4 protein-coding genes are annotated in these 4,124 nt (G+C 41.1%); 3 read left to right on the plus strand and 1 reads right to left on the minus strand.

Annotation, left to right across the window (positions count from 1 at the left end):
• Positions 1–443: 443 nt before the first annotated feature.
• Complete coding sequence (locus ACFVSH_RS23710) at positions 444–656, minus strand: hypothetical protein (protein WP_387708170.1); 213 nt, start codon at positions 654–656, stop codon at positions 444–446.
• A 255-nt stretch (positions 657–911) separates the two neighbouring features.
• On the opposite strand from ACFVSH_RS23710, the gene ACFVSH_RS23715 reads away from it, so the two are divergent.
• From ACFVSH_RS23715 to ACFVSH_RS23725, 3 genes are all read left to right on the plus strand, one after another.
• A complete protein-coding gene (locus ACFVSH_RS23715; RefSeq protein WP_387708172.1) occupies positions 912–2,390 on the plus strand; it encodes a spore germination protein in 1,479 nt (492 codons plus the stop codon).
• Between the two features lie 20 nt (positions 2,391–2,410).
• Positions 2,411–3,505: a GerAB/ArcD/ProY family transporter gene (locus tag ACFVSH_RS23720; RefSeq protein WP_387594917.1), complete on the plus strand. Its 1,095-nt coding sequence runs from the start codon at positions 2,411–2,413 to the stop codon at positions 3,503–3,505.
• Positions 3,502–4,124, plus strand: a 623-nt coding sequence (locus tag ACFVSH_RS23725; RefSeq protein WP_483878313.1) for a Ger(x)C family spore germination protein, incomplete at its 3' end; no start/stop codon positions are given. The genes ACFVSH_RS23720 and ACFVSH_RS23725, both read left to right, overlap by 4 nt.

Raw genomic sequence — 4,124 nt, forward strand, 5'->3', positions numbered from 1 at the left:
GAAAGAAGGTAAGTAAACAAACATACATGAATTAGATGTATGTGTGGAAATATTATTTATTAAATCTGGACTATTTTTCATTTCTTCAATTTTTAAACCAATTTCGAAATGGGTTTTAAACTTATTCAAGTCTACATTGATTTCCTCCGAATAAGTGAGTAATTATTTGATAAATTGAATAAGTTCTCACTTATAGGCCTGGACCGTATGGATGGACTTTTTATGCATACCTGTATTTCTCACTTTTAATAATCCCACAATCCATAAGATTAAGTCTATACGTATTATAGATGAATTACGTTACTTTTCTATTTCTAAATAAACAGCCACAAAAAAGAGAAAAAAACTCTAATGTCATGAGAAGAGTTCCTTTCTTGATGCTCTCCAAACACATCTGATTTCCACAAATGGATCGCATAGACTTTCTTTAGGGGGCGAACTGTTTAGTTGACGGGGTCCAAGCCCCACGGGCAGGAACGTTCTATCCCGGCTACCGTTATCATATATCGATATAAAAATTGTTCAACCAGATATAACTGGCTGACCTTACCTACACTTCTTAACAATGCTTCCTTAATTCCCCTTAATGCCCTCATAATTGTGTTCTTAAGCATATGAAGTAATGATGTGAGCTGGATTGCAGGGGTTAGGATCACCTTGTTTTCCTCATCTAGTAGTTGGTCTAGAGCGACATTCAAAATGGGTTCTTGCAAGTGAAGATCTTTATTCCAATTGCTACTAAGATTTTTTATTAAAATACATATCTTCTTTTCATGTGTAGTTTACCTAGGTAACTCTCCCTTATTGTTATTCGCATTTGATAAGTGTATAAGATTTGTTTGCTATACCCATATTAAAATTATTGAATTTACTTTTCCCCAGAGCAATATCAAAGGGAGGTTAAATTTCCAATGCGGAAAACAGATTCAGCTTTTCAAAAAAGCGAGCTTGCCAAGCTATTAACAGCGTGCGGAGAGTCAGCAGACTTTCTTACTTTCAGGCTTCATGAAAACTCTCCCTTTTTCATTGCCTATTTTAAAACTTTAGTTAAACCAGAGATTATTCACCACGATATTCTCCCTACAGTTAAAGAAGATGAGCTTTATACTTTAGGAGAAATAAAAGAAAAGCTATCAATCGAGAATCTTTCTATTACAGACAATATATCGGATATTCAAGATAAATTAATGACCGGAAATTTGATTTTTTACAAAAAAGAAGGGCAGCCTGTCTGCCTGCCTGTTCCGGCACTAGCCGTCGAAAAGCGGCAAGTAGCCACTCCGGAAACGGAATACTCAGTGGTTGGGCCGAAGGAAGCTTTTGTTGAATCACTCGATACAAATTTAAATCTCGTGCGTAAACGCCTGCCGATTCTCGAGCTGCAGGTAAAAGAACTGATGGTCGGAAAGTTATCAAAAACCCGGGTCGCGGTCGTCTACGTGAATGGAATCGCTGACCCGGAAAACGTGAATATGGTCATTCAGCGGATTCAAGGGATTGAATACGATGAAGTTGCCGACAGTTCGTTTCTCAGCCAAATGATCACCGATAATAAAAACTCGCCATTCCCACAGTTACTCGACACAGAGAGGCCTGATCGGCTTGCCGCAGTCCTAGCTGAAGGGAAAGTCGCCATCTTTTCGGACGGATCGCCCACTGCAATATCAGGTCCCGTATCATTAGTTACATATTTCGCGGCATTTGAGGACTATCTTTCCATTTGGAATGTCGCATCCGCTTTCCGGCTTCTCCGGCTCTTTGCGGTTATTTTCTCTGTTTTAGCCTCATCTACTTATGTAGCCGTTTTAACTTATCATTATGAAATGATCCCCCGGGATGTCCTGAGCTTGCTGATTACATCAAGGGGCAGTATTCCATTTCCACCCTTTTTGGAAGCTATTCTCCTTGAATTGGCGATTGAGCTTTTGCGGGAGGCAGGCGCTCGGCTGCCGACAAAGATTGGCCAAACGATTGGGATTGTAGGCGGGATTGTGCTCGGAACAGCGGCTGTTCAAGCAGGTTTGACAAGTAATGTACTTCTTATTGTCGTGGCCACAGGCGCGCTTGCTTCTTTCACTACTCCTATCTACCAGCTCAGCAACGCGATCCGCTTGATTCGCTTTCCTTTTATCCTGCTTGCCCAGCTGCTAGGCCTTGTCGGTGTCGCCGTCTGCTTTGCTTTTCTTATGTCTCATTTATTAAAGTTGACCTCTCTTGGTCGTCCTTTTCTTGAGCCGCTCTATCCTTTGCGCGTGGAGGATTTCAAAGACTCTATTATTCGGCTGCCGTTCAGCAAGCAAGCACTACGTCCCCTCCAAATAAGAGCAAAAGACCGTGAGAGATTTCAGCAGGAGGCTTCGCAAAAAAAAGAATGGGATATTGATGACTAATTTGCATATGGAGGTGCTGTATGCTGCCCTTACCGCCGGAGAGCCGGAAAGTCTCTCCTTTCTTTGTTTTTTATCTTATTGTCGCGGGGCAATTTGGCTTGAGCGTTTTCAGCTTTCAACGGTATATTGTTAAAGTCGTGGGCAATGATGCCTGGATTGCTGTTATTATCGCCGGTCTCTCGATCCATATTGTCTTGTGGATGATTTATCAAATATTAAATAAAGGAACGAATGATATTACTGTTATCCACAAGGAACTGTTTGGAAAAGGGCTTGGAGGGCTCTTCAGTTTGGCTTTGATTGTTTATTTGCTGACTTTGGCTGTCTCTGTGTTCCGTAATTATATCGAATTGATTCAAGTCTGGATCTTTCCTCAATTGGAAACATGGTATATGGCCCTGATTGTCTCTTCGCTCGTTTATGTGTATGTAATCGGAGGCTTTCGAGTCGTTGTTGGGATTTGCTTCCTAAGTTTCATCTTAACGACTCCTATATTTTTTATAATGTTAGAGTTCCCTTTACGGCACGTGCATTTTTCTCATCTTTTGCCTATTTTGGATCATACCGCAGTTGAGTTCTTATCCGCCTCTAAAAAGATGACGTATAGTTTAACGGGATTTGAAACACTTTTTTTCTTTTATCCTTTTATAAAAGATGCTCCACGCTCGCAAAAGTGGGTACATTATGGAGCGGCGTTCAGTACTTTTAGTTATTTAGTAATAATGATCGTTTCCCTTATGTACTTTACTAAGGCTCAATTACTTGAGTCGATTTGGCCGACATTAACTTTTTGGAAAATTGCTGATTTTCCTTTTCTTGAAAGGTTTGAGTTTATGGGGCTTTCCCTTTGGCTGTTTAACGTACTTAATAGTGTTTGTTTGCTTATTTGGGCCGGCACGAGAGGACTGAAGCAGCTGTTTAGCGTGAAGCAAAAACATAGCCTTATTGTAGTACTCATCATGACAGCTGTGGCGGCTGTTCTCTTGAAAACCCGCGAGCAGATCGAGCAGCTAAATACAATAATTGGCTTCGTGAGTCTTTACGTCATTTATGCCTACATTCCATTTCTCTTCTTTTTCCAAATGATTAAAAGTAAAATGAGGCGAACGACATGAAAAAGTACCTCTTTTGGATCATCTTTACGCTCATCTTGCTGTTTAATTATTCCATTGAAACAAAGATACTTGAAGATATCCAGCACGTTTCCGCCATTGGTTATGACTATGTGGACGGGGAACGGATGAAGGGAACAGCCGCCGCTCCTTTTTATCCTGCGGGGATAGATGTTAAGCCGCTCAATGCCTTCTTTACGGGGGTCGGACATACCATTCTAGACATCTTACAACAGCAGCAGATGGAGGCCCAAAGAAAGCTCGCCACGGGACGTTTGCAAAATTTTTTGATTAGTAAAGAGCTGGCAAAACACGGAATCGCCGAGCTTACTGATCCGCTTGGACGCTCTACCGATATTGGCAGAGATGTTTACATGGCGGTCGTGGACGGCAGCGTAGAGGAGCTGTTAACTTTTGATTATCCTAATGCGCCAACATCTGCTGAATATCTTTCCGATTTCATGGAGAGAAATCTGAAAGATATTGTTCCTCAGCCAACTGTTCATGCTTTCCTGAATCAATATGACGGGTTCGAACAAGATCCTTTTCTACCTATTATCGGGAAAAAAGACGATCATATTCAATATAAGGGTCTCGCTCTTTTTAAGGATAATCTCTACGT

Origin of the sequence: Peribacillus sp. NPDC058002 (genome assembly GCF_042886655.1) — a bacterium.
In the GTDB taxonomy this organism is placed as follows: Bacteria; Bacillota; Bacilli; order Bacillales; family DSM-1321; genus Peribacillus; species Peribacillus aracenensis.

Excerpts from the sequence above, each read along its gene's own strand:
- ACFVSH_RS23715 (WP_387708172.1), top strand. The coding sequence starts at position 912 with ATGCGGAAAACAGATTCAGCTTTTCAAAAAAGCGAGCTTGCCAAGCTA.
- ACFVSH_RS23720 (WP_387594917.1), top strand. The coding sequence starts at position 2,411 with ATGCTGCCCTTACCGCCGGAGAGCCGGAAAGTCTCTCCTTTCTTTGTT.